The organism is Shinella sp. BE166, assembly GCF_051201095.1.
GTDB classification, from domain to species: Bacteria; Pseudomonadota; Alphaproteobacteria; order Rhizobiales; family Rhizobiaceae; genus Shinella; species Shinella lacus.
In genome coordinates this window covers 424,657-447,952 of sequence record NZ_JBPEHL010000004.1, presented here as the reverse complement: position 1 = coordinate 447,952, position 23,296 = coordinate 424,657, and the positions used below count along the sequence as shown (strand labels likewise).

Genomic DNA, 23,296 nt, shown 5'->3' with positions numbered 1-23,296 from the left:
TTTTTGCGATTCACTGCCATATATGAAATGCGTTGCCCGGACGGGCGTTCCCAAACGTGGTCTGAATGCCACTCCGGGTTCCCGCACAGAACGAAAGGTTTTCTCATGCGCCCTGCAGTCAAATTCATCGGAGCCGCTCTGGCCCTCGGCCTTATGGCTGGTGCCGCCCAGGCCCAGGTCGTCGTCTCGTCGAAGATCGACACCGAGGGTGGCGTGCTCGGCAACATCATCCTCGCCGTGCTGAATGCCAATGGCATCGAGACGACCGACCGCGTGCAGCTTGGTGCCACGCCGGTCGTGCGCCAGGCGATCATCGCGGGCGAGATCGACATCTACCCGGAATATACCGGCAATGCCGCCTTCTTCTTCGAGAAGGCCGACGATCCGGCCTGGAAGGATGCGGCCAAGGCCTATGAGCTCGCCAAGACGCTCGATTTCGACGCCAACAAGATCGTCTGGCTGACGCCGTCGCCGGCCAATAACACCTGGGCGATCGCGCTGCGCAAGGATGTGGCCGAGCCGAACAAGCTCGTGACGCTGACCGACTTCGGCAAATATGTCGCCGGTGGCGGCCAGGTGGTGCTTGCCGCTTCCTCCGAATTCGTGAACTCGGCTGCGGCCCTGCCGGCCTTCCAGACGACCTACGCCTTCACGCTGAAGCCGGAACAGCTGATCACGCTTTCGGGCGGTGACACGGCTGCCACGATTGCCGCCGCCGCCAACCAGACCAACAATGCCAATGCCGCGATGGTTTATGGCACGGATGGCGGCATCGCGCCGTCGGGCCTCGTCGTTCTGGAAGACGACAAGGGCGTGCAGCCGGTCTACCAGCCGTCGCCGATCATTCGCGAGGAGGTGCTGAAGGCCAATCCGCAGATCGAGGAAATTCTGAAGCCGGTCTTCGAAAAGCTCGATCTGGTGACGCTGCAGGATCTCAACGGCCGCGTTCAGGTCGGCGGCGAGCCGGCCAAGGCCGTTGCCGAGGACTTCCTGAAGAAGAACGGCTTCATCAAGTAAGCTCGCTTGTCCTCCGCCCGGCCGGGCGGAGGACGTCTCTCCCCGAAAGGTGCCCATGCGCTTCAGGATCGACAAGCTCGGCGTGGTGATCGCCGCATTGCTGGCCTATGGCGCGTTTCTGGCGCCGTTCGCCAATTTTCGCGCAAACCGCATCGTGCCCGGCGAGGCGCGGTCGATCATCGAGGCGCTTCCCGCGGGGCTGGGTGCCGCGTTCCTTGCCTTTGCCGTCGTCGCCATCGTCCTCATCGCGGCGAAGACGCCGACCCTCTTCCGGCTGGTGCTCGGCCTTGTCACGCTGCTGGCACTTGCCATCCTCATCGGCCTTGCCGCCGGCCATCTGACGCCGCCGGAAAATACCTATGCCCGCGTTTCGCCGGCCTCGGGCTTCTGGCTCACGAGTTTCGCCTTCGCCCTGGTGACCACCGATGCGCTGGCGCGACTGAAGCTGTCGCCGCTTGCCCGGGTCGCGCTGCTCGCGGCCGTTGCCGCCGCTGCCGCAGCACTGCTGATGTCCGGCGTCTGGGATGGCCTGTCGATCCTCAAGGAATATGGCAGCCGCGCCGAAACGTTCTGGCTGGAGGCGAGCCGGCATGTCGTTCTGGCGCTCGGCTCGCTGGCGGCGGCCGTGCTCGTCGGCCTGCCGCTCGGCATCCTCTGCCATCGTGTCGAGGCGCTGCGGGCCGGCGTGCTCAACGTGCTGAACATCATCCAGACGATCCCGTCGATCGCGCTGTTCGGCCTGCTGATCGCGCCGCTCGGCTGGATTGCGCTCAATGTGCCTGGGGCCGCGGCAATCGGCATCCGGGGCATCGGCGCGGCACCCGCTTTCGTCGCGCTCTCTCTCTATTCGCTGCTGCCGGTCGTCGCCAATACGGTGGTCGGCCTTGCCGGCGTGCCGCGCGATGCGAACGATGCGGCGCGCGGTATCGGCATGACGGACCGCCAGCGGCTCTTCGGCGTCGAACTGCCGCTCGCCTTCCCGGTCATTCTCACCGGCATCCGCATCGTGCTCGTGCAGAATATCGGGCTTGCGACGATTGCGGCGCTGATCGGCGGCGGCGGTTTCGGCGTCTTCGTTTTCCAGGGCATCGGCCAGACGGCCATGGACCTCGTGCTGCTCGGCGCGGTGCCGACCGTCGCGCTCGCCTTCGCCGCCGCCATCGTTCTCGATGCCGCGACCGAACTTTCCAGCAACAAACCCGGCAGGGCCGCATGATCGAGATCGACACCATCACCAAGCGCTACGGCGAAACGACCGTCGTCGACACGGTCTCGATGACGATCGCACCGCGCACGATCACCGTCATCGTCGGCACGTCCGGCTCCGGCAAGACGACGCTGATGCGCATGATCAACCGCCTCGTCGAGCCGACGTCCGGAAAAATCCTGATCGACGGCGAGCCGAACAGCGCGATCCCCGGCTACGAGCTGCGCCGCCGCATCGGCTATGCCATCCAGGGCCATGGCCTCTTCCCGCATCGCACCGTCGCGGAAAACATCGCCACGGTGCCGACGCTGCTCGGCTGGGACAAGCCCCGCATCGACGCCAAGGTCAAGGAACTGCTGACCCTTTTCCAGCTCGACCCTGCCGCCTTCGGCCCGCGTTATCCGCACGAGCTGTCCGGCGGCCAGCAGCAGCGCGTCGGCGTCGCCCGCGCGCTTGCGGCCGAGCCGAACATCCTGCTGATGGACGAACCTTTTGGCGCGCTCGACCCGGTCATCCGGGCGAAGGCGCAGGAGGACCTGCTGGCGATCCAGAAACATTTCGGCACGACCATCGTGCTCGTCACGCATGATATGGAGGAGGCCTTCCACCTCGCCGACAAGATCGCCGTCATGGACAAGGGCAAGATCGTGCAGTACGCCGCGCCCCAGGACATGCTGGTGAACCCGGCGACCGATTTCGTCGAGACGCTGATCGGCGCCGGCGAACGGCCGTTCCGGCTGCTGTCGATCGGCACCGTCGCCGATGCCGCGGAGGCCGGCGAGGCGGAGGGCGAACCGATTGCGGCGACACTCAGCCAGCGCGATGCGCTTTCCGCGCTGCTCTGGTCCGGCCGTGAGGCCCTGCCGGTCGTCGGCGCCGATGGTGCGCCGCTCGGCCGCGTGACGCTCGCCTCCCTGATGCGTCGTGCCGCGAGGCCGCAATGAAGCGGCTCCTGCCCAATCTTCTGCGGCTGGCGGTGCTGGTGATCCTGATCGCCTTTCTCGTGCAGCCCATGCTGTTCGAGCCGTTGCTGAAGCCGCTCGTGCAGGCCAATGCCCCGGCGGTCTATAACCAGGGCAGCCTGTTGTCGCTGACGCTCTCGCATCTCGCGACGGTCTTTACCGCCACGCTCGCCGCGACCATCGTCGCCGTCGGGCTTGCCATTCTCGTGACACGGCCGATCGGTGCGGAATTCCTGCCGCTGTCGCGCAGCCTGGTGAATATTGGCCAGACCTTTCCGCCCGTCGCGGTGCTGGCGCTCGCCGTTCCCGCCGTCGGCTTCGGCGAGAAGCCGACGCTTATCGCGCTCTTCCTCTATGGCCTGCTGCCGATCTTCGAGAATGCCATGACGGGCCTTTCCACCCTGCCACCGGCCATCGTCGAGGCCGCGCGCGGCACGGGCATGACGGCCTGGCAGCGGCTCACCAAGGTGGAGCTGCCGCTGGCACTGCCGGTCATTCTCGCGGGCATCCGTCTCTCGGTGACCATCAGCCTCGCCACCGCCACCATCGGCTCGACGGTAGCGGCCAAGACGCTCGGCGAGGTCATCATCGCCGGCCTGCAATCCAACAATCTCGCCTTCGTGCTGCAAGGCGGCCTGGTGGTCGCCGTGCTGGCGGTGCTGATCTACGATGCCTTTTCCGCTGTCGAGCGGGTGCTCGCGCGTCGGGCGGGCCGGGTCTAGAGCATTTCCGCGTTTCTTCGAATCGCGGAAATGCTCTATCTCTTTGTTTTTACGCAATTCCGGAAGCAAAACCGCTGCGCACTTTTGCTGGAATTGCTTTAGTCGCCGGTTTCGAGGTCGTAGACGAGGATGCCCGCGATGCCGCCTTCGGCAGCGGCGACAAGCCGGCCGCCGGTCTGCTTGTGCTCCGGGTCCTCCAGATAGGCGTCCCGCGCGAAACTGTCGGCGAAGTCGACGATGAAGCCGTCGGCAAACCCCTTGTCCATGCCCTCTTCCGGGCTGACATTCGTGCCGATATGGACGGCGAGCATGCCCGGAATCCGGCTCTTCAAGGCATCGATCTCGTTGAAGAGCTCGGCCTTGTAGTGGGCGGAAATGGTCGGCTTGAAGTGGATGAAGACGCAGTGGCGGATCATGGTATCCCCTATCTTATGTCGGCGCGGGCACGGGGCCGCGCATCGTTGCGTTCATGCAGGAAGACCTGGGCCGGCAGCGCCGGCAGGCCGCGGATGATGTCGGCGCCCTTTTCGCCCACCATGATGGTCGGCGCATTGGTGTTGGACGAAGGAACGCGCGGCATGACAGAACTGTCGCAGACGCGCAGGCCTTCAAGCCCGTGCACCTTCAGATCGAGGCCGACCACGGCGTCCGCCCCCGTGCCCATCTTGCAGGTGCCGACGGGGTGGTGGTCGGTCTTGGCGTTGGCGCAGCCATAGGCAAAAAGGTCCTCGTCGGTCATCGCCTTCGGCCCCGGCAGGCGCTCGGCCAGCACATAGGGTTTCAGCGCGGCCTGCTGCATGATCTCGCGGGCGAGCTTCAGGCCTTCGATCGACATTTTCCGGTCGTGCGGGTCTTCCCAGTAGTTCGGGTCGATCAGCGGCGCGGCGGAGGGATCGGCGGAGGACAGCCGGACCGTGCCCCGCGAGCGCGGATGCAGGTAGGCGGAGTTCAGCGTCACGCCGGCATTCTTCAGTTTTTCCACGCCCGCCTCGATGCCGGAGCCGAGGCCGAGGTGGAACTGGATGTCCGGCGAGCGCGCATCCGGATCGGCATACCAGAAGCCGCCAGTCTCGAAGAGCGAGGAGGCGACGGGGCCGGAACGGAACAGCACATATTGCAGGCCGGCCCAGAGCGTGCGGTGCAGCTTGGCGACGCCGTCATAGGTGTGGTCGCCGGTGCATTCGGAAATCACGAACAGGTCGAGATGGTCCTGTAGGTTGGAGCCGACGCCGGGCAGGTCGTGCTTGACCGCGACGCCGACGGATTTCAGGTGGTCGGCCGGGCCGATGCCGGATTGCTGGAGCAGTTTCGGCGAGCCGATGGCGCCGGAGGAGACGAGCACCTCTCGTTCCGCCCGGATCGTCTCCATGCCCTTCGCCGTCACCACCTCGACGCCGACGGCGCGCGTGCCTTCCAGCACGATGCGGGCGACGCGGGCGCCGGTGCGGATCGTCAGGTTCTTGCGATCCTTGATCGGCGAAAGGTAGGCGAGCGAGGCGGAGGAGCGGCGGCGGTTGCGCTGGGTCAGCTGGTAGAAGCCGACGCCCGCCTGCTGGCGGCCGTTGAAATCGTGATTGTAGGGAATGCCGAGCTCCTGGCCGGCGCGCAGATAGGCGTCGCAGATCGGCAGCGCCGAGACCGGCATGGAAACGCCGAGCGGCCCGCCATAGGAATGGTAGTCGTCGGCGAAGCGCTGGTTGTCCTCGGCCCGCTTGAAATAGGGCAGGATCTCCCGGTAGCTCCAGCCCTCGCAGCCGTCGTCGCTGGCCCACAGGTCGTAGTCGGCCGCATTTCCGCGGGCATAGAGCTGCGCATTGATCGAGGAGCCGCCGCCGAGAACTTTCGCCTGCGTATAGCGCAGCACGCGGCCCTTCATGTGTTTTTGCGGCACCGTCTCCCAGCCCCAGCTGGCCACACCCTTGGTCATCTTGGCGAAACCGGCGGGCATGTGGAACAGCGGGTTCCAGTCCCCGCCGCCGGCTTCTAGCAGCAGCACGCGCACGGCCGGGTCTTCCGAGAGGCGGTTTGCCAGCACACAGCCGGCAGGCCCGGCGCCGGTGATGATGTAGTCGTAGGTCATGTCTTCGTCCTCAGAATTTTTCGCGGGCGCGGCGGCTCACAGCCGGCCGATCGAAAGCCCGCCGTCTAGATTGATCACCGAGCCGGTGGCGAAGGCGAACTGGCCTGTTGCGAGCGCGGCGGCGGCGGAGCCGATGTCGTCCGGTTCGCCCCAGCGCTTCATCGGCACGAGGCCGCCTTCGATCAACGTGTCGTATTTTCCCGAAACGCCGGCCGTCATGTCGGAGCGGATGATACCGGGGCGGATTTCGAAGACGGAGATGCCGGTGTCCGCGAGCCGCAACGCCAGCCCCTGGCTGAAGGCGGCAAGCCCGGCCTTTGTCATGCAGTAGTCCAGCCGTTCCGGCGAGGCGAGCGAGGCGGAGACGGAGGTGATGTTGATGACCGAGCGCGCGCCGGCGGCCTGTTTCGAATGCAGCATCGCCTTCAGCACGGCCTGTGTGAAGAACACGGTGCCGCGCAGGTTGGTGCCGACGATCGTGTCGAAATTTTCCGGCGAAAGATCGAGGAAATCGCCGCGCACGACGGAGGCGATGCCGGCATTGTTGACGAGGCAGCCGATGGCGCCGAGCCGGTCTTCGATTGCCGCGACGGTTGCGGCATGGCCGGAGAGATCGGCGAGGTCGGCCTTGAGGTAGATCGCGCGGCCGTTGAATTCGGCGAGCATGGCGTCGGTCGCGGCGTCTACCTCGCCGATGCCCGTGATGGCGATGTCGAAACCTTGCGCTGCGAGCGCTTTTGCGATGCCGAGGCCGATGCCGCGGCGGCCGCCGGTGACGATGGCGACGGGGCGTGCTGGTGTCGTCATACGGCGAGATCCCTCGATTTGATGCGGTCCGCGACGCGCAGCGCCTGGGCGGCAACGGACAGCGCCGGGTTCACCGCGGCCGAGGTCGGCAGGTAGGAGGCGTCGACCACGAAGAGGTTCGGATGGTCATAGGCGCGGCTCCAGATATCGAGCGGCGCCGTTGCCGGATCGTTGCCGATGCGCACCGTGCCGCATTGGTGCGAGGGCGTGCGCTTGTCGAAGGCGCGGGCGAGCACGATTGGGAAACCGGCCTTCTTCAGCGCGGCTTTCAGCTTGGTCACGAGGTCGAGATGGGCCTGCCAGTTGGTGCGCGTCCATTTCATGACGATGCGGTCGCGGTCCACCGTGATGCGGCTTTCCGGGTGCGGCAGGTCCTCGCTCATCGCGTAAAAGTCGATGGCGCGGGAGGCGACCTGTTCCAGCAGCCATTCCGGCACGGAGGGCATATTGGCCTTCAGGATTTTTCCCGAGACACGACCGAGCAGCTGCACATTGCCGAGCGGCGCGCCACCATTGCCGTCCGAGAGGTAGTAGTCGTTGAAGCCGAAGCTCTTCTGGTAGACGGAGGTGTTTTTATAGAAGGGCGAGACGCCGATCACGGCGCTCGAATTGTGGTTCATGAAGTTGCGGCCGACCTGGTCGGAGCTGTTGGCGAGCCCCTTCGGGAAGGCTTCCGAGGCCGAGCGCAGCAGCAGCACGGCCGATTGCACGGCGCCGGCCGAGAGGATCACCAGTTTGGGCGAGATGCTGTGCGCCTCGCCGTCGTGCATGTAGTGCACGGTCGAGATGGTGCGGCCATGCGGGGCGGTGGCGAGCCTCGTCACCCGGCAATTGGTGCGCAGCTCGACATTCGGGTGCCTGAGGGCTTCGGCAAGCGCCGTGCTTTCGGCGTCCATCTTGCCGTCGTTGGCGTTCGGATGCGCATCCCACGGCGTCTTCGCCTTGGCGAGCCAGCGGTCGATGTCAACGCCGAGCGGCAGGGAATAGGGGTGCAGGCCGTTCGCCTTCATCTTCGCCCGCACCTTCGCGATGGCCGGTTCGTCCGGCACGGGCGGGAAGGGGTAGGGCGCGGAATGGTGCGGCTCGCTCGGGTCCTCGCCGAGCGTGCCGCGCACATTGTAGAGCTTTTCCGCCGCCGAATACCACGGCTCCAGCTCTTCATAGGGGAAGGGCCAGGCGGGGGAGATGCCATCGCGGTGCTTCATCTCCTCGAAGTCTTCGCGGCGGTAGCGCACCAGCACCGCCCCGTAGAATTTCGAGTTGCCGCCGACATTGTAGTAATTGCCGGGGTTGAAGGCGGTGCCGTCGGCCTCGTACCACATCTCCTTCGGGCGGAAATGGCCGCGCTGGAAGATGGCGCGCTGGTCGCGGTTTTCCGGACGGTCGGGCAGGTGGTCGCCCGCTTCCAGGATGACGATCCTTGCGCCTGTCGGGGCAAGCGCGGCGGCCATGGTGGAGCCACCAATGCCCGATCCGATGATGACGATGTCCGGCTGCGTTGTCATGGTCTGCTCAGGCGATGCGAAGCTGGCTGGCGGGGTCGAAGAACACGGCCTTGTCGAGGTTGAAGGCGAGGCGTGCGGTCTGGCCGGCGGCGATGCGCACGTCGGCGCGAAGGCGCGCGACGATCTCCTTGCCACCGAGATGGGTGACGGCGAAGGTGTCGGCGCCGGCGGGCTCCACCACCTCGATCAGGCAATCGCCTTCCGCGACGGTGCGGGCATTGCGGTCCGCGCCGTCAGGGTCGGTCAGGGCTTCCGGGCGGATGCCGAAGATCACGTCCTTGCCCTTGTAGGCGGCCAGTCCGCCGGGCGCGTTCGGCACGGACAGCACCAGCGGCTCCGCCTGGTGGCGGGCGAGCGAGACGGCCATGCCGGCGCCGTTCTGTTCGATCCTCGCAGAAAGCAGGTTCATCGCGGGCGAGCCCATGAAGTCGGCGACGAAGATGTTGGCGGGGTTGTTGTAGATTTCCGCCGGCGAGCCGAACTGTTGCAGCACGCCATCCTTCAAGACGGCGATCTTGGTGGCGAGCGTCATCGCCTCGATCTGGTCATGCGTCACGTAGACGATGGTGGTCTTCATGCGCTGGTGCAGGCGTTTGATTTCCGTGCGCATGTCGACGCGCAGCTTCGCGTCGAGGTTCGACAGTGGCTCGTCGAACAGGAAGAGCTTCGGGTCGCGCACCAGCGCGCGGCCCATGGCGACGCGCTGGCGCTGACCGCCGGAGAGCTGGCCGGGCTTGCGCTCCAGCAGATGGCCGATCTGGAGCATGTCGGCGACCTGCTTGATCGCCTTGTCGCGCTCTTCCTTCGGCACGCCGCGGATTTCCATGCCGAAGGCGATGTTCCCGCCGACCGTCATGTTCGGATAGAGCGCGTAGGACTGGAACACCATGGCGATGTCGCGCTTGGACGGGTGCAGACCCGCGACCGAGCGGCCGTCGATGGCGATGTCGCCCGACGTGATCGGCTCCAGGCCGGCGATGGTGTTGAGCAGCGTGGACTTGCCGCAGCCGGACGGGCCGACCAGCACGAGGAAGCCGCCCTGCTCGATCTCGAGGTTGATGTCCTTGAGGATTTCGAGCGAACCGTAGGATTTGCGCAGATTGCTGATCTTGAGGAAAGATGTCTGTGTTGAAGACATGGGGCTTATCCTTTCACGGCGCCGGACATCAGGCCGCGCACGAAGTACCGTCCGGAGACGATGTAGACGATGAGGGTGGGCAGTGCGGCGAGGATCGCGCCTGCGAAGTGAACGTTGTATTCCTTCACGCCGGTCGAGGACGAGACGAGGTTGTTGAGTGCCACCGTCATCGGCGTGGTGTTCGCGCCGGAGAAGGAGGCGCCGAACAGGAAGTCGTTCCAGATATTGGTGAACTGCCAGATGACGGAGACGACGATGATCGGCCCCGACGACGGCAGCAGGATGCGGTAGAAGATCTGGAAGAAGCTCGCGCCGTCGATCTGTGCCGCGCGCACCAGCTCGGTCGGGAAGTTTTCGTAATAGTTGCGGAAATAGAGCGTGGTGAAGCCGAGGCCGTAGACGATGTGCACCAGGATGAGGCCCCAGAGCGAGCCGGCTAGTCCCAGCATGCCAAGGATGCGTGCCATCGGGATCAGCACGATCTGGAACGGGATGAAGCAGGAGAGCAGCAGCAGGCCGAAGAAGATGTTCGAGCCCTTGAACTGCCACTTGGTCAGCACGTAACCGTTGAGCGCGCCGATGATGGTGGAGATCGCCACGGCCGGCACGACCATCAGGATCGAGTTGATGAAGAAGGGGCGAAGGCCCGTCGGCTGTACGCCGATCTGTGCCGTCGACCAGGCTTGCAGCCAGGGCTCGATCGTCCAGACCTGCGGCAGGTTCAGCATGCCGCCCTGGCGGATTTCGTCGAGCGGCTTCAGCGAGTTCACCAGCATCACGTAGAGCGGCAGCATGTAGTAGACGGCGAACAGGATGAGCGCGGTATAGATCAGCGCGCGCGTCAGCTTGTTGTGCGAGATGACGTTGTCGGGGTTTTGAGCGCTCATCGGCCTTTGCCTCCGCGGATTTCGGAATAGAGGTAGGGGATGATGATCGAGAAGATCATGACCAGCATGATGATGGCCGACGAGGCGCCGATGCCCATCTGGTTGCGGGTGAAGGTGTAGGAATACATGAAGGTCGCCGGCAGTTCGGTCGCCTGGCCGGGGCCGCCGCCGGTCAGCGCCACCACAAGGTCGTAGGCCTTGATGGCGAGGTGGGCGAGCACGACGAAGGCCGACAGGAAGACCGGGCGCATCAGCGGAATGATGATGCGGCGATAGATGGTGGTGGTCGAGGCGCCGTCGATCTGGGCGGCCTTGATGATCTCGTTATCGACGCCGCGAAGCCCGGCGAGGAACATGGCCATGACGAAGCCGGAGGACTGCCAGACGGCGGCGATCACCACGCAGTAGATCGCGTAGTTGCGATCCTTGATCCAGTTGAAGGCGAAGCTCTCCCAGCCCCAGAGGTGCATGGTGTTCTCAAGCCCGATGCCGGGATCGAGGAACCACTTCCACGCGGTGCCCGTCACGATGAAGGAGAGCGCCATCGGGTAAAGATAGATCGGCCGCAGGATGCCTTCCGCGCGGATCTTCTGGTCGAGCAGGATGGCGAGCCCCAGGCCCAGCACCGAGCAGATGACGATGTAGAGCGAGGCGAAGATCGCGAGGTTCGAGATCGCCCGCCACCAGTGCGGCAGCGCCCAGAGCTTGGTGTAGTTGCTCAGCCCCACGAAGTTGTAGGAGGGCAGCATCTTGCTGTCCGTCAGCGACAGGAAGCCCGTATAGGCAATGAAGCCGTAGACGAAGACGAGCACGATGAGGAAACTGGGTGCCAGCACGAGCTTCGGCAAAAGCTCCTGCAGCCGGCTGCGGCTATCCATGGTCGATACCACCGTTGAAATCGGGTTGCAGGGCGGCGCGTGGCCCCCTCATCCGGCTGCCGCCACCTTCTCCCCGCCGGGGAGAAGGGCTTTGCCGCGACGTTCAAATCCCCTCTCCCCAGCGGGGAGAGGGTAGGTGAGGGGGCTAGCCCCTTACTTCGCAGCCTCGACGGCGGCCTTGAGTTCCGTCACGGCTTCCTCGGAGGAAAGCTCGCCGTTGAACTGGCGGGTCACGACGTCATAGATGGCGTTCTTGACGGAGGCCGGGTTGGCGTGGCCGTGTGCCATGGAGCCGAACAGCGAGCCGTTGGTGTTGGCTTCCGCGAGGTCCTTGATGGCCTTCTTGCCGCAGTCGTCGAAGGCTTCGTCCGAGACGTCGGTGCGGGCAGGCGCCGAGCCCTTGACCACGTTGAAGGCCGACTGGAAGGCCGGGCTCTCGATGGCGGATGCCATCACGAGCTGCGAGGGCACCTTGTCTTCGGCAACCTTGAACATCGCGAACTGGTCGGAGTTGAAGGTGACCGAACCCTGCGTGCCCGGGAAGCGCATGCAGACGAAGTCCGTGCCCGGCTTCTTGCCGGCCTTGATGAACTCGCCCTTCGCCCAGTCGCCCATGAACTGAACGCCGGCCTTGCCTTCGATGACCATGGCAGACGCGAGGTTCCAGTCACGGCCCGAGAAGTTGTCGTCCACGTAGGAGCGCAGCTTCGTCATGCGGTCGAAGGCTTCCTTCATCTGGGGGCTGCCCAGCGTTTCCGGATCGAGGTCGATGAACGCCTTCTTGTAGAAGTCGTTGCCGAAGGAGAGCACGACCGCGTCGAAGATCGTCGCGTCCTGCCACGGCTGGCCACCATGCGCCACCGGCGTGATGCCCTGTTCCTTGAACTTGTCGAGAAGGGCGACGAGTTCATCCCAGTTCGTCGGCTCCTTGCCGCCGGCTGCATCGAGGGCTGCCTTGTTGACCCAGACCCAGTTCGTGGAGTGCACGTTGACCGGGGCAGCGATCCAGTGGCCGTCATATTTCGAGAACTGCTGGAGCGCGGTCGGAATGACCTTGTCCCAGCCTTCCTTGGCGGCCACGTCGTCGAGATTGCCGAGTGCGCCTTCCTTGGCCCAGTCGAGAATGTCGAAGCCGAGCATCTGCACGGCGGTCGGTGCGTTGCCGCCCGTGACGCGGGCGCGCAGAACCGTCATGGCTTCCGTGCCGCCACCGCCGGCAACCGGCATGTCGGTCCAGGAAATGCCCTTGGCTTCCAGGTCCTTCTTCAGGACGTCGAGGGCGGCTGCTTCACCGCCGGAGGTCCACCAGTGCAGAACCTCGACGCCTTCGGCTGCCTTGGTAGCGGACATGCCGCCCATGGTCATCATCACCGCGGCGATCGCAGTGGTTGTCAGAAACTTGCGCATCGTATTCCTCCCGTTTGCAAGTTCGAGGGCGAGAGCCTCCTCCCGCCGATTTCCCCGATGCCCTTGAAGGCATCGGAATTCCGTTTGCGGCTCAAAGTGCCGCGCCAATTTAAAACGTTGTAAATTTGCGGAGTCAAGTCGCTCCGGTAGCAGAGGCCATGTGCTTTCGCAAATGCGGTAAATTCAGGCAGTGCAGGCAATTGCCGCAAATCCGGGCGCTTTTTGCAGTGCACGGAAAACGTTTTAAATTCTGTGCAGCGCAAGATTGCTAGAGGCGGGGTGCGCCGGTATGGTGCCGCCGATCGACGTCCGCCATCCAAAGAAACGCACCCGTGTCCCGCATCGAAAAGCCCGCCGACAGTGAACCCGCCCGCAGCCCGCCCCGTGCCGGCAAGCCGACGCTGAAGACCATTGCCGAACTGACGGGCCTTGCGATCACCACGGTCTCCCGCGCGCTCGGCAATGCGCCGCAGATTTCGGAAAACACCCGCCGGCGCGTGCACGAGGTGGCCGCCGAGATCGGCTACCTGCCGGACCGCGCCGCCCAGCGCCTCAAGACCGGCCGCACCAATGTCATTTCCGTGCTGCTCGATCCGCACGAGGAAATCCTGGGCTTCGGCACGTCCATCATGCATGGCCTGGCGCGCGCGCTCCAGGCGACGCCCTACCATCTCATCGTCACGCCGAATTTTCTCGACGGCAGCAATGTCGATGCGGTCAATTACATCATCCGCAACGGCATGGCCGACGGCCTGATCTTTTCGCGAACCGAGCCTTTTGATCCGCGCGTGCGCCTGCTGCTCGAAAACGGCTTTCCCTTCGTCACGCATGGCCGCACGGAATTCTCCACGCCGCATGCCTTCGTCGACTACGACAATTTCGCCTTCGCCTACGAGGCCGCCAAGCGGCTGATCGTCAAGGGCCGGCGCAAGGTCACCATCATCCTGCCGCCGAAGCGCCTCACCTTCTACCAGCACATGCTGCACGGTTTCATGACCGCGGTGCGCGAGGCGGGCATCGCCTACGAAATCCCCGAGACGCTCGATCTCGACAGTCCCGCCGACATGATCCGCGACTATGTGCGCCGTCGCAGCGCCGAGCCCGACGCGCCGGATGGCTTCGCCTGTCCCGGCGAAGTCTCGGCGCTCGCCACCATCACCGGCATGAGCGACCAGGGTTTTACGCTGGGCACGGAATACGACATCGTCGCCAAGCAGACCTCGCTGCTGCTCAGCCAGATCCAGCCCAAGGTCGAGACGATCTATGAGGACCTGAAGGCGGCCGGCGAGGCGATGGGACAACTGCTCCTGCAGCGCATCGGCGGCGAGCCGGTCGAGGACCTGACGATCCTGCAGAACCCGCAATTCAGCTTCCCGACGCCCTGAGCGGGCGGCGGAGCCGGTCCCTGCCTTGGTTGTCGGGAAGGGTTTGCTCATCGCGGCATCCACCAGCCGGTGCGTGCGCCCATATGCATGTTGAGGGTCTTGGTCTCGGTATAGTCCTCCACGGCATGGCGGCCGAGTTCACGACCGAGGCCGGACTGGCGGTAGCCGCCGAAGGGGAGTTCTGAAGCGCCGTCCATAAAGGTGTTCATCCAGACCGTGCCGGCGCGCACCTTGCGGCCGATCGTGAGACACGTGTCGAAATCGCGGCTCCACACACCGGCCGACAGGCCGTAGTCGATGGCGTTGGCAATGCGGATCGCCTCTTCCGTCGTCTCGAAGGTCAGCACCGAGAGAACGGGGCCAAAAACCTCTTCGCGGGCGACCGTCATGTCGGGTAGCACGCCGGAGAGGATGGTCGGCGCCATGAACTGGCCGAGACCGAGATCGAGCGCACCGCCGCCGAGGGCGACCGAAGCACCGGCCTTGGTGGCGCCGTCCACATAGGAGCCGATCTTTTCGAGGTGCTGCGGCGTGATGATCGCGCCGACCTGGGTCGTCGGATCGAGCGGATCGCCGACCTTCACCTTTTTCGCCAGCTCTGCGATGCGGGCGGTGACGTCCGCCGCAATCGACTTGTGCAGGATCAGCCGGGAGCCGGCATTGCAGCATTCGCCGGCGTTGAAATAGGCGCCGAAGACGGCGGCATCGATGAATTCGTCGAGGTTTGCATCGGGGAAGACGATCTGCGGGTTCTTGCCGCCGAGTTCCAGCGAGACCTTCTTCAGCGTCTGCGCGGCATTGGCCATGGTCAGGCGACCAACGCCGGTGGAGCCGGTGAAGGAGACCATGTCGACATCCGGATGCGTCGTCATCGGCGCGCCGACCTCGGGGCCGGTGCCGGTGAGGATGTTGACGACGCCTGCCGGAACGCCGGCTTCGATAAGGATTTCGCCGAGCACCAGCGTCGAGCCGGAGGTGAGTTCCGAGGGCTTGACCACCGTCGTGCAGCCGGCAGCGAGCGCGAAGGGCAGCTTCTGGCTGACGATCAGGAAGGGGAAGTTCCAGGGCGTAATGATGGAGACGACGCCGATCGCCTCGCGCAGCACCACGCCGAGCGTGCCCTGGCCGAGCGTGTTGTAGCTTTCGCCGTGCAGGTCACGGGCGAGAGCCGCCGCATAGCGCCAGATATCGGCAGCACCGCCGAGTTCGCCCTTCGCCTGGCTGATCGGCTTGCCGCTCTCGATGCAGTCGAGGAAGGCGAGTTCGTCGGCGCGGGCGGCGATGAGGTCGGCCGCCTTGAGCAGGATGTTGGAGCGCTCGGCGCCCGTCATGTTCGGCCACGGACCCTCGTCGAAGGCCTTGCGGGCTGCGGCGATGGCGCGCTCCGCATCGGCCTTGGTGCCGGCCGGATAGCGGCTCACCACGATGCCGTGGCCGGGTGCCACGCGCTCAAGTGCCGGGCCGGCACCTTCCGTCCAGACGCCGTCGATCAGCATGCGGAGATCGCGTGCCTGGAAATTGTCGAGCGCCTTGGGTTTCACATGCGCGGTCATTACCATTCTCCCTTGAACTCTGCGGGGCGTTTCCCGGTGAAGGCGGCGACGCCTTCCTTCAGGTCCCCGGTCTTGGCGACGAGGATCGAGCCCAGGGCCTCCACCGCCGCACCATTGTCTTCATTGTTCGCCACCGCGATCATCAGCTTCGATACTTCCGTCGCCGCCGGCCCGCGCGCTGCAATGCGCGCCGCATAGGCCTTCGCCGCTTCGACGGCCGTGCCGGTTTCTACGACCTGATCGACGATGCCGAGAGTTTCCGCTTCCGCCGCCGTCAGCACTTCGCCGCCGAGCAGCATGCGCCGCACGGCCTGCGCGCCAAACCGCTTGACGAGGCGCTGCGTGCCGGACCAGCCGGGCACCATGCCGAGGCCCGCTTCCGGCAGGCCGATCTTCACTTGTGTTTCCGCGATGCGGATATCGGCGGCAGCCGCCAGTTCCAGCCCGCCGCCCAGCGCATGGCCGTTGACGGCGGCGATGAGCGGCATGCGCAGCGTGGCCAGCCGTTCGAAGACGCGGTGGCCGAAGCGCACCCAGGCGTGGCCGAATTCATTGGCCTCCATGCCGCCCCAGGCGCGGATATCGCCACCGGTAGAGAAAGCCTTGCCCTCGCCGGTGAGAATCGCGACGCGCACCGCGGCATTCGCCTCGACCTCGTCACAGGCGGCGGACAGCTCTTTCAGCATGTCGATGTCGAAGGCGTTGAGCTTTTCCGGCCGTGCGACGGTGATCGTCGCGATGGCGCCCTCGATGGAGATACGGATGCGCGGCTCAGCCATGGTGTGCTCCTGCCAGCTCACGCGGTGCCTTCTGCGGCAGCGTCAGGCCGATCGGCGCATCGGTGAAGAGCGCGGCATCCATGACCTTCAGATCCGGCGAGACGATCAGCGCAAATTCCGACTGGTCGAGGATATGCGCCTGGAGATCGACGCCCGGCGCGATCTCGGTGAGCACGACGCCCTCGGGCGTCAGCTTCAGCACGCAGCGCTCGGTGACATAGGTGATGTCCTGCCCCTGTGCCACGCCGCGCGGGCCGGAGAAGGTGACATGCTCGACCGCATTGACCAGCTTCTTCAGCTTGCCTTCCTTCTCGATCACCAGCTTGCCGCCTTCGACGGCGAGTTTTGCGCCGGCATTGAACATGCCGGAGAAGACGATCTTCTTCGCCCGCGCCGTGATGTCGACGAAGCCGCCGGCACCTGCCGTCACATGGGGGCGGAAGGAAAGTTTCGAGACGTTGACCGAGCCGTCCTTGCCGATTTCCAGGAAGGAGAGCAGCGAGGCGTCAAAACCCGCACCCTGGAAATAGGTGAACTGGTAGGGCGAGGGCATGAAGGCATCAGCATTGGAGGCGCAGCCGAAGGCGAAATCAAGCAGCGGCACGCCGCCGACGGCGCCCTGTTCGATCACCCACGTCACGGCCCCATGCAGGCCCTCTTCGAGCAGGATGCGCGGCACGTTGGCGGAAATGCCGAAGCCGAGATTGACGGCGCTGCCGCCCTCCAGCTCCTGCGCTACGCGGCGGGCGATAACCTTCTGGATGTTGAATTCCGGCACGCGGAATGTATCGAGCGGCCGAAAGATCTCGCCGGAAATGGCGGGGTCGTAGAGCGTCTGCGTCGTCTGCTTCTGGTCCGGATCGACCACGACATAATCGACCAGCACGCCGGGCACGCGCACGTCATGCGGCTTCAGCGAGCCTTCCTTGACGATGCGCTTGACCTGCGCAATCACGATGCCGCCATTGTTGCGCGCGGCGAGCGCCTGGTCGAGCCCGCCGAGATAGGCGCCCTCGTGTTCATAGGTCAGGTTGCCGCGTTCGTCTGCGGTGGTGGCGCGGATGATCGCCACCTGCGGCGCGATCGCCTTGAAATACAGCCATTCCTCACCGGCGAAGGTGATCTTCTCGACGACCGGTTCGCGTGCGGCCGAAGCGTTCATTGCGCAACCTTCGCGGCGCGGGTCGACAAAGGTTTCGAGGCCGACCTTGGTGATGACGCCGGGGCGCTTGGCAGCGGCCTCGCGGTGCATGTCGAAGAGGATGCCGGAGGGGATGTTATAGGCGGCGACCTCGTCGCTGCCGATCATCTGCCAGATCAACGGCGGTTCGGAGGAGGAGGGACCGGACGGGTAGGAGCCGCCGATGATCTTCTTCAAAAGACCCTTTTTCGCGATGTAATCCACGCCCTTGATGCCGCTCATGTCGCCGGCGGCGATCGGGTGCAGCGTCGTCAGGTTTTTGGGGCTGCCGGTCTCGTCGAAGCGCTCGCCGATCGCCTTCAGCATCAGGTCCGGGCAGCCGAGACCGGAGGAGGAGGAGACCGAAACGACGGCGCCGTCCGGGATCAGGTCCGCGGCCTGGCGCGGGGTGATATGCTTGCTCATAGGACTTAAATTCCGGGTTCGATGCGGACCGCCTGGCCCGTGCGCGCCGCCTCGACGACGGCAAGCCCTGCCGCCAGCGACCAGACGCCGTCTTCGCCGGTGGCGGACGGTTTGCCGTCGCCCTTGATGGCCGAGTGGAAGGCCGCAAGGGCGGTTTCATAGAGATTGCGGTGATCGAGCGGCAATTCCTGCTCGCCACTCGCGTCGCGCAGCGTCACGGTGCCGGCGGCGCGCTGCGTCATGACGTTGCGGCCGATCAGCGAGCCGTCCGTGCCATGCACTTCCAGGCCGGTTTCGGCGAATTCGGTGGTGAAACCATCGTGGAACTGGGCGATCACGCCGTTCCGGAAGCGCAGCACGCCCATCACGGCATCCTCCAGCCCGGCCTTGCCCATGCCGCCGGCCTGCGCGAAGGCGATCGCCTCCGCCGGATCGTCGTCGAGCACGAAGCGCAGCGTGTCTGTGTCGTGCACCGTGATATCGAGGATGACGCCGCCGCCGGCTTCCGGGCGATCGAGCCGCCAGCCCTGCAGGTGGGGCGGCAGATAGACGGCGTGGAAGACGCGGGCGGAGAGCGGCGTGCCGATGCGGCCGGCCTTGATCGCCTCGCGCATTGCCCCGTGCGTCGCGGCATTGCGCAGGTGATGGTTGGTCGCCATCACGACGCCTGCGTCGCGGGCGGCCTGGACCATCGCCCGGGCATCGTCGAGCGACATGGCGAGCGGCTTTTCGCAGAGGATGTGTTTGCCCGCCTTGGCCGCGGCCAACGCCTGGTCACGGTGCAGTTCATTGGTCGTCGAGATGTAGACGGCGTCGATGTCGGGATCGTCGACGATTTCGGCGAGCGTCGTCACCGATTTCGCGATGCCCTGCTCGGCGGCATAGGCCTTGCCGCGCTCGGCGTTCGTGCTCATCACGGAGGCGATTTCGCCGCCCGTCGCGCGGATCGCGCCGATCACCCATTCCTTGGCGATCGTGCTCGCCCCGATCAATCCCCACCGTGTCATGCCGAAATCCTCCTCGTCTTGTCCTTCAGCCCGGCGCCGCAGCTCTGGCGCACCACAAGGCGCACGGAGCTGACGATCGCCTCGGGCTCCACCCGGCCAGCATTGACCTGTTTCAAAAGCATCTGTGCCGCGCGCCGGCCCATGCCCTGCGGATCGACGGAGACCGTCGTCAGCGCCGGCACGGCGGTCTCGGCCTCGATCACGTCGTCGAAGCCGACCACGCCGAAATCGCGGCCGGGCTCCTTGCCGGCGGTGCGCAGGCCGTCGCAGACACCGAAGGCGGCCGCATCGTTGAAGCAGAGCGCGGCCGTCGGCGGCTCGGGCAGCGAGAGCGCGCGCTCGATGGCGGCGACCCCGCCGGCGCGCGATGCCGTCGAGCCGATGACGCAGCTGTCGGGTGCGCCCAGGCCGGCTTCCGCCAGCGCATCGCGCCAACCCTGCACGCGCTCGGCAAAGACCGTGGTGTTCGCGATGCCGCCCAGGAAGGCGATGCGGCGGTGGCCGAGGTCGATCAGGTGCCGCACGGCATCCTTCGCGCCGGCATAATTGTCGGAAAACAGCGTCGAGACCTTGGCGCCGACCACGTTGCGCACCACGGCGACCACCGGGATGCCGCTTGCTGCCAGCGGCTTCAGGTCGGACGCTTCCGTGCCGCGGGCGGGAGATATGATCAGCCCGGCAATGCCATGTTCGCGCATCGAGGCGATGACTTCGCGCTGGCGATCGACGCTTTCGGCGGAATTCGACAGGAACTGCACATAGCCGGCCGACTGCATGACCATGTCCATGCCCACCGCAAGCTCGGCGAAGAAGGAGTTGGTGAGGTCGTTGACGATGATGCCGATGATGCGCGAGGAGGCGGATTGACGGAGGTTCGCAGCACCACGATTGTAGACATAACCGAGTTCGCGGATGGTGGCGTTGACCTTGGCGCGCGTCGTCTCGTTGACGAGCGGGCTTGACTGGAGGACGAGCGAGACGGTCGATTTCGACACGCCGGCGGCGCGCGCAATATCGACCACGGTCACCCGGCTCTTGTTCACGGTCATCCTCCCTCAGCGGTGCGAAGTCTGCCCGCTTGTTGGCTCTAATTAATTGGATCGTTCCAAATTTGTCAAGCAGGACTGCCAGATATTTTGTCGGTTGGCTTGGAGGTAAGGGATGTCGATTGCCAATGCTCTCTCGAATTGCGCGTGTTTCCTGGAGAGGTCGGAGTCGGCATTGAGGTCAGTATTTTAATGACTTTCAGATACTTATGGGAAGGCTATGCCGCGCTCTCTTGGTTGAAGAGGTGTCATGGATCAGTATGCCAATGCGCCAGACGCTAAAAATCACCTTGAAATTTGGAACGATCTAAATTATTGCCGTGGAAAACCCCCTGGGAGGATTTCATGTCGATCAGCCTTACCCTGCCGCAGACGGACGGTGGCCTTGCCCGTTACAACCTCGTCGGCACGCCGCTTGTCCGGCCGTCCGCGGTGCCGCGCTTCAACCGCATCGCCTATGCGGCGGCGCATGTGGTCTCCGACCCGCGCCGCGATGTGCGGCCGTGGGAAGCGCCAGCGGTCGACTGGGACGCGACGCTGGCTTTCCGGCATCATCTCTGGTCGCTTGGTTTCCACATCGCCGAGGCGATGGATACGGCGCAGCGCGGCATGGGGCTCGACTGGGCCGGCGCGCAGGAGCTAATCAACCGTTCGCTCGCCGAGGCGCGCACGGTGCCGGGCGCCGATCTCGCCTGCGGTGCCGGCACGGACCATCTCAACCCGGCCGATGCCCGCTCGCTGGACGACGTGATCCGGGCCTATGAGGAGCAGGTCGGCTTCGTCGAAAAACATGGTGGCCGGGCGATCATGATGGCGAGCCGCGCGCTTGCCCGCCTTGCCAAGTCGCCGGACGATTACCGCAAGGTCTACGGCCATATCCTCGGCCAGGCTAAGGACAAGGTCGTGCTGCACTGGCTCGGCGACATGTTCGATCCGCAGTTGAAGGGCTATTGGGGCTCGGACAGTTTCGAGCCTGCGCTGGATGCCGTGCTCTCGATCATCGAGGAGAACCGCGACAAGGTCGAGGGCATCAAGATCTCGCTGCTCGAAAACGCCAAGGAAGTCGCGCTGCGCGACCGGCTGCCGGAGGGCGTGCTGTGCTTTACCGGGGACGATTTCAACTATGCCGAACTGATCGAGGGCGATGGCCGCAAATACAGCCATGCGCTGCTCGGCATTTTCGATGCGGTGGCGCCGCAGGCCTCCAAGGCGCTCGCTTCGCTTGCCGCCGGCGATGTCGAGACGTTCCGCGCCGTCATCGAGCCGACGGTGCCGCTGTCACGCAAGATTTTCGAGGCGCCGACGCAATATTACAAGGCGGGCGTCGTGTTCCTTGCCTGGCTGAACGGCCACCAGGAGCATTTCACCATGCCGGCCGGCATGCAGTCCGCCCGCGGCGTCACGCATTATGCAGACGTCTTCCGCCTTGCCGACCAGGCGAACGTGCTCGACAAGCCGGAACTGGCCGCCGCGCGCATGAAAAGCCTGATGACGGTGCTGGGCGTCGCCTGAGATTAGCTGTGGATGACCGGCCCTTTTGCCGGTTCTCCCGGCCATCCGGCGTTAAACTCCGCTTCCTTTCGCAAGTGCTGGACGGGAGAGGACGATGACGGATGTGAAGATCGGCGAGAGCTGGAAGGCGCCGCTTTCGGCGGAATTCTCAAGCCCCTACATGGCCGACCTCAAGAAATTCCTGCTGGAGCAGAAGCAGGAGGGGCGACGCATCTTCCCGAAGGGTGCGGAATATTTTCGCGCGCTCGACCTGACGCCGCTCGACGAGGTCCGCGTCGTCATTCTCGGACAGGACCCCTATCACGGCGAGGGGCAGGCGCATGGCCTGTGCTTTTCCGTGCAGCCGGGCGTGCGCATCCCGCCGTCTCTGGTCAATATCTACAAGGAAATGCAGACCGACCTTGGCATTGCGCCGGTGCGCCATGGCTTTCTGGAGCATTGGGCCAAGCAGGGCGTGCTGCTGCTCAACAGCGTCCTGACGGTGGAGATGGGCCGGGCCGCCTCGCATCAGGGGCGCGGCTGGGAGCGGTTTACCGACGCCGTCATCCGCGCCGTCAACGAGCAGGAAAAGCCCGTCGTCTTCATTCTCTGGGGCTCCTATGCCCAGAAGAAGGCGGCCTTCGTCGATCGCAGCCGCCATCTCATGCTGCGCTCCGCCCATCCGTCGCCGCTCTCGGCGCATAACGGTTTTCTCGGCTCCAAGCCGTTTTCCCAGGCGAATGCGTTCCTCAAAGAACATGGCCGAGAGCCGATCGACTGGCAACTACCAGCGACGCCGGAATAGAAATTGACATGCGGGGCTGCTAGACTTCGCCCCATGGCTCCCTCCGGCTCGGTCATCGACTGGCTTCTCGCTTCGGATCCCGCGATCCGATGGCAGGTGCTGCGTGATCTCCTGGATGCGCCGGAAGCGGCATGGCAGGCCGAGCGCGCCAAGGTGGAAACCGAGGGCTGGGGCGCGGAACTTCTCTCCCATCAGGATGCGGACGGGCAATGGGCCGGCGGCGCCTTCATGCCGGCGGATTATTCGGAAGAGAAATGGCGCGAGCTCGGCCAGGCCTGGACCGCCACCTGCTTTTCGCTCCAGCAGCTTTACGACTTCGGCCTCGATCCCACCTCGGAACGCGCACGGCGGACTGTCGATCTCATCGGCCGGAATTCCCGTTGGGACCATGCCGGCCAGCCTTACTGGGACGGCGAGGTGGAGGAATGCATCAACGGGCGCACGGTGATCGCCGGGGCCTATTTCGGCGTCGATGTCTCGCCAATCGTCACGCGCCTGCTCGGCGAACGCCAGGCCGATGGCGGCTGGAACTGCGAGCGCTGCAACGGCTCGCACCGGTCTTCCTATCATTCGACGATCAATGTTCTTGAAGGTCTGCTCGCTTATGAGCAGGCGATCGGGGCCACCGAAGAAACCCGCGCGGCGCGGGCGGCGGGCGAGGAATATCTGCTGGAACGCGGCCTCTTTCGCCGCCTGAGCACCGGCGCGCCGGCCGACGAACGCTACCTGAAATTCCTGCACCCGAACCGCTGGCGCTACGACTTTTTGCGCGGGCTCGAATATTTCCGTGCTGCCTCTCTCGCGACCGGCGCGGCGCCCGATCCCCGCCTAGGGGAGGCGATCGACCATCTGCGCGCCCGCCAATCAGAGAACGGCACCTGGCCGCTCGACTGGCAGCTCAAGGGGCCGGTCTGGTTCGAGATGGAGGCGGTGGGAGAGCCCTCGCGCTGGGTTACGCTTCGAGCCTTGCGCGTCCTCAAATGGTGGGAGGAATACGCCGGCCGGTGACGGGCA

General features: G+C 65.0%; 21 protein-coding genes. 8 read left to right on the top strand and 13 right to left on the bottom strand.

The genetic code is table 11. The features are described 5' to 3' along the window. Positions 1 to 105 precede the first annotated feature (105 nt). The 4 genes from osmF to J2Y63_RS12850 are packed head-to-tail and all read left to right on the top strand — an operon-like array spanning position 106 to position 3,908. Complete coding sequence (gene osmF, locus J2Y63_RS12865) at positions 106 to 1,017, top strand: glycine betaine ABC transporter substrate-binding protein OsmF (protein ID WP_256119868.1); 912 nt, start codon at positions 106 to 108, stop codon at positions 1,015 to 1,017. Positions 1,018 to 1,072: 55 nt separating this feature from the next. Next, positions 1,073 to 2,233 carry an ABC transporter permease gene (locus tag J2Y63_RS12860; RefSeq protein WP_435266381.1) on the top strand — a complete coding sequence of 387 codons (1,161 nt, stop codon included), beginning with the start codon at positions 1,073 to 1,075 and terminating at the stop codon, positions 2,231 to 2,233. Continuing rightward, on the top strand, positions 2,230 to 3,168 hold the full coding sequence (locus J2Y63_RS12855; protein ID WP_435266380.1) for an ABC transporter ATP-binding protein: 939 nt from the start codon (positions 2,230 to 2,232) through the stop codon (positions 3,166 to 3,168). The genes J2Y63_RS12860 and J2Y63_RS12855 overlap by 4 nt, the downstream gene beginning before the upstream one ends. Next, a complete protein-coding gene (locus J2Y63_RS12850) occupies positions 3,165 to 3,908 on the top strand; it encodes an ABC transporter permease (protein ID WP_435266379.1) in 744 nt (247 codons plus the stop codon). Before J2Y63_RS12855 ends, J2Y63_RS12850 begins: the two co-directional genes overlap by 4 nt. A 98-nt stretch (positions 3,909 to 4,006) precedes the next feature. On the opposite strand, the gene J2Y63_RS12845 is transcribed toward J2Y63_RS12850, so the two are convergent. The 8 genes from J2Y63_RS12845 to J2Y63_RS12810 form a co-directional block, all read right to left on the bottom strand. Then, the gene (locus J2Y63_RS12845) at positions 4,007 to 4,324 is read right to left on the bottom strand and encodes a Dabb family protein (protein ID WP_435266378.1); all 318 of its coding nucleotides are present in this window, start codon (positions 4,322 to 4,324) and stop codon (positions 4,007 to 4,009) included. Between the two features lie 8 nt (positions 4,325 to 4,332). After that, positions 4,333 to 5,988: a GMC family oxidoreductase gene (locus J2Y63_RS12840; protein ID WP_435266377.1), complete on the bottom strand. Its 1,656-nt coding sequence runs from the start codon at positions 5,986 to 5,988 to the stop codon at positions 4,333 to 4,335. 36 nt (positions 5,989 to 6,024) lie between these two features. Further along, complete coding sequence (locus tag J2Y63_RS12835; protein ID WP_435266376.1) at positions 6,025 to 6,795, bottom strand: 3-ketoacyl-ACP reductase; 771 nt, start codon at positions 6,793 to 6,795, stop codon at positions 6,025 to 6,027. Next, positions 6,792 to 8,300 carry a GMC oxidoreductase gene (locus tag J2Y63_RS12830; protein ID WP_435266375.1) on the bottom strand — a complete coding sequence of 503 codons (1,509 nt, stop codon included), beginning with the start codon at positions 8,298 to 8,300 and terminating at the stop codon, positions 6,792 to 6,794. Before J2Y63_RS12830 ends, J2Y63_RS12835 begins: the two co-directional genes overlap by 4 nt. Positions 8,301 to 8,307: 7 nt before the next feature. Next, complete coding sequence (locus tag J2Y63_RS12825; RefSeq protein WP_435266374.1) at positions 8,308 to 9,438, bottom strand: ABC transporter ATP-binding protein; 1,131 nt, start codon at positions 9,436 to 9,438, stop codon at positions 8,308 to 8,310. A gap of 5 nt (positions 9,439 to 9,443) precedes the next feature. After that, positions 9,444 to 10,325 carry a carbohydrate ABC transporter permease gene (locus tag J2Y63_RS12820; protein WP_256119859.1) on the bottom strand — a complete coding sequence of 294 codons (882 nt, stop codon included), beginning with the start codon at positions 10,323 to 10,325 and terminating at the stop codon, positions 9,444 to 9,446. Further along, a complete protein-coding gene (locus J2Y63_RS12815) occupies positions 10,322 to 11,203 on the bottom strand; it encodes a carbohydrate ABC transporter permease (protein ID WP_256119858.1) in 882 nt (293 codons plus the stop codon). The genes J2Y63_RS12820 and J2Y63_RS12815 overlap by 4 nt, the downstream gene beginning before the upstream one ends. A gap of 153 nt (positions 11,204 to 11,356) precedes the next feature. Then, positions 11,357 to 12,571, bottom strand: a complete 1,215-nt coding sequence (locus J2Y63_RS12810) for an ABC transporter substrate-binding protein (RefSeq protein ID WP_435266569.1) — start codon at positions 12,569 to 12,571, stop codon at positions 11,357 to 11,359. Between the two features lie 371 nt (positions 12,572 to 12,942). Here J2Y63_RS12810 and J2Y63_RS12805 point away from each other — a divergent pair, with 371 nt between their 5' ends. Next, positions 12,943 to 13,995 carry a LacI family transcriptional regulator gene (locus tag J2Y63_RS12805; protein WP_435266373.1) on the top strand — a complete coding sequence of 351 codons (1,053 nt, stop codon included), beginning with the start codon at positions 12,943 to 12,945 and terminating at the stop codon, positions 13,993 to 13,995. Between the two features lie 47 nt (positions 13,996 to 14,042). Here J2Y63_RS12805 and J2Y63_RS12800 read toward each other — a convergent pair whose 3' ends face one another. The 5 genes from J2Y63_RS12800 to J2Y63_RS12780 are packed head-to-tail and all read right to left on the bottom strand — an operon-like array spanning position 14,043 to position 19,983. Further along, entirely contained in the window at positions 14,043 to 15,548 is a 1,506-nt protein-coding gene (locus J2Y63_RS12800; protein WP_435266372.1) for an aldehyde dehydrogenase family protein, read from the bottom strand. After that, positions 15,548 to 16,327 carry an enoyl-CoA hydratase/isomerase family protein gene (locus J2Y63_RS12795; RefSeq protein ID WP_435266371.1) on the bottom strand — a complete coding sequence of 260 codons (780 nt, stop codon included), beginning with the start codon at positions 16,325 to 16,327 and terminating at the stop codon, positions 15,548 to 15,550. Before J2Y63_RS12795 ends, J2Y63_RS12800 begins: the two co-directional genes overlap by 1 nt. Then, positions 16,320 to 17,933, bottom strand: coding sequence for an acyl CoA:acetate/3-ketoacid CoA transferase (locus J2Y63_RS12790; protein ID WP_435266370.1), 1,614 nt, complete (start codon positions 17,931 to 17,933; stop codon positions 16,320 to 16,322). Before J2Y63_RS12790 ends, J2Y63_RS12795 begins: the two co-directional genes overlap by 8 nt. Before the next feature lie 5 nt (positions 17,934 to 17,938). Further along, positions 17,939 to 18,940: a Gfo/Idh/MocA family protein gene (locus J2Y63_RS12785; protein WP_435266369.1), complete on the bottom strand. Its 1,002-nt coding sequence runs from the start codon at positions 18,938 to 18,940 to the stop codon at positions 17,939 to 17,941. Next, positions 18,937 to 19,983, bottom strand: a complete 1,047-nt coding sequence (locus J2Y63_RS12780; RefSeq protein ID WP_435266368.1) for a LacI family DNA-binding transcriptional regulator — start codon at positions 19,981 to 19,983, stop codon at positions 18,937 to 18,939. The genes J2Y63_RS12785 and J2Y63_RS12780 overlap by 4 nt, the downstream gene beginning before the upstream one ends. A gap of 348 nt (positions 19,984 to 20,331) precedes the next feature. On the opposite strand from J2Y63_RS12780, the gene J2Y63_RS12775 reads away from it, so the two are divergent. The 3 genes from J2Y63_RS12775 (at position 20,332) to J2Y63_RS12765 (ending at position 23,290) form a co-directional block, all read left to right on the top strand. Next, on the top strand, positions 20,332 to 21,498 hold the full coding sequence (locus J2Y63_RS12775; protein ID WP_435266367.1) for a dihydrodipicolinate synthase family protein: 1,167 nt from the start codon (positions 20,332 to 20,334) through the stop codon (positions 21,496 to 21,498). Between the two features lie 94 nt (positions 21,499 to 21,592). Further along, on the top strand, positions 21,593 to 22,282 hold the full coding sequence (ung, locus tag J2Y63_RS12770) for a uracil-DNA glycosylase (protein WP_435266366.1): 690 nt from the start codon (positions 21,593 to 21,595) through the stop codon (positions 22,280 to 22,282). Positions 22,283 to 22,315: 33 nt separating this feature from the next. Next, positions 22,316 to 23,290, top strand: a complete 975-nt coding sequence (locus J2Y63_RS12765; protein ID WP_435266365.1) for a squalene cyclase — start codon at positions 22,316 to 22,318, stop codon at positions 23,288 to 23,290. The last annotated feature ends 6 nt before the right edge of the window (positions 23,291 to 23,296 follow it).